Annotated in this window: 1 protein-coding gene and 1 pseudogene; both read left to right on the top strand. The window is 52.5% G+C overall.

The window, feature by feature from the left end; genetic code table 11:
• Window positions 1-1,609, top strand: a pseudogene (locus tag CBY09_RS23410) (transglutaminase); the annotation flags it as partial.
• A 305-nt stretch (window positions 1,610-1,914) separates the two neighbouring features.
• On the top strand, window positions 1,915-2,120 hold a 206-nt coding region (locus CBY09_RS23995), incomplete at its 3' end, for a hypothetical protein (protein WP_205734210.1).

The raw sequence follows: 2,120 nt of genomic DNA, 5'->3' as shown, positions 1-2,120 counted from the left end.
GCCCGCCAGCCTGCAGCACCAGTTCAGCTACACCCTGAGCGACAGCTGGGGCAACGAACTGCTGAGCTACACCGCCCCCACCAGCCAACTCGTGGGCAAACGCCTGACCCTGAGCTACGCTCCCGCCGACCAGGCCACCACCGACCTCATCGCCAGCTACCTGCCCAAGCCCAACGCCGACGGCAGCCCCATTCGGCCTGACCAACTGCCCACCAGCCTGCCAGGTTACCTGATCCGCCTCAAACCTACGATCACGCTGGATGGTCAAGTAGTGGCCCAAAGCAGCACCGCCGTCACCATGGGCACCGACTTGCAAGGGCAGGGTGGCTTCACCCAGCTGCACAACCCCACTCAGTGGGATCTAACCCCTGACGCCAGCCACACCGCAGGGCAGGCCACGGCTATCGGTATCAGTGCGGGTGGAATCAGCTTTGCACAACTGAACCAACTGCAACAACGCCTGCAAACTGTCCAGATGAAACTGCAAGCCAATGACCCCAGCAATCTGACCGGCGAACAGATCAGTGGTGACCTGCTCACTGCGACCATCTGGAGCTGGTTCACCGCAGCAGAGAATCACAACCGGCTCAATCAAAATCAAGCGGGCATCATCGAAAACCCTGGCCTTTCCTATGGTCTGTTTCACGCCGTGGCCAACCCCATCAGCAGCTGGGGCGTGGTGAGGAAGGTCACTTTCCCCGGGGTGAACATTGACATTGGCCACATCAGGAATTTGACTTGGGCCAAGGATGGGAATGAGAAAACGTGGGTCAACTACAACCGGCTCAGGGGGCAGTACATGAGTGCGCTGGAGCATGCGATTCCTGAAAAATACTTCAGCAACCCCAGCGAATGCAACAGCCAAGGCATGGTCAACCCCACGGTAGGACTGCCAGACTGCCCGCAGGGGATCAGTGCCATCAAGGCGCTCGGCCTTGCCGCAAACGCGGGGCAGAAAATTTATACGATCACGCGAACGGTTTATACAAACAACCCCAATATCGTCAACGCAAGCTTGAGCACGCACAGTTATGACACGCAGAGCCGGGTGCAGAACGCACTGGATGCGGGGTATGAAGTCGCGATTCACGAAAAACCTATCATCCAAAATGGATGGATGGGGTCTGGGTTTACGGTCATAGACCCAAGTACCGGTGCCGGTGCTTATACCATTGAAGGCGGGAGCAATGGAGGGTCTTTGGCTTTAGCTTGGATTGCAGGCTTTGCTCATGGAGCTTCATTTGCTGCCACGGTTGTTATTTTAGGTATTGTTGCTGGAACTTCGATTGGTACACTTGGTGTTGCAGGAGGGATTTTGGCCTCATTACTTCTGGCGGCGGTATTCTTTGCAATTCATTTAATTGTACTTGAGAAAGCGACAAGAGGAATGAGTGATGAGGAGTTGTCTTGTTACAACGGGGGGTTTGGTGCCGGAGGAATAGTGGTTGGAGCTGCTGCGACAATTTTCGCGGCAATTCTTCCGAAATTGATTGCAGCATCTAATGTGAATGGAGGGGTTTCCAGTATTGCTTCGTTAATATATGGACTCCCTGGGGTTGTAGCTGGAGTTGAATTTCCATCAACTGATCGCCCAAGTTGCTTCAAATGAAAAATTGGTTATTCATATTAATATTTATAATAATAGTATTTTGTGGAAATTATTTTCCCTTCAAGCTGCACAACAAAAGAAAAAATGGAAAAGCTCAAAAAATTGACTATATTTATGGGGTGCTTGCATTCATCGTTGCAATGGTTTTTTATGGGGTTATTCTTTTTAAAAAATTGTTTTAAATAATTTTCCGAAGAGCAGGTTAAATGATTGCACTCCCTGTTGGTGGAAAGGGTGGTCTCAAATCTGAAGTGCAACCTTCAAACCTCAGGCGACGTTCACACATAGTCTCGCGATGCACACACTTGCAACCCAAAGACCGCTTGAGTTTGGTCTCACTTAGGCGGCAGTTGTCCTGGAGCAGCCCCAAGCCCACGCAACGCGCGCCCGCAGAGACCCGCACCGCCTGGTACCAAAACCTCTACAAAGACCAAAAAATCCAGCTCGGCAGTGCAGCCAGCTTAGGCGGTATCCAGTTCAACGTCCCGCCCGAGCCCGGCCAGGCGCCCAC

This window comes from Acidovorax kalamii (genome assembly GCF_002245625.1).
Taxonomy (GTDB): Bacteria; Pseudomonadota; Gammaproteobacteria; order Burkholderiales; family Burkholderiaceae_C; genus Acidovorax; species Acidovorax kalamii.
This window is presented reverse-complemented; position numbering and strand designations above follow the sequence as displayed.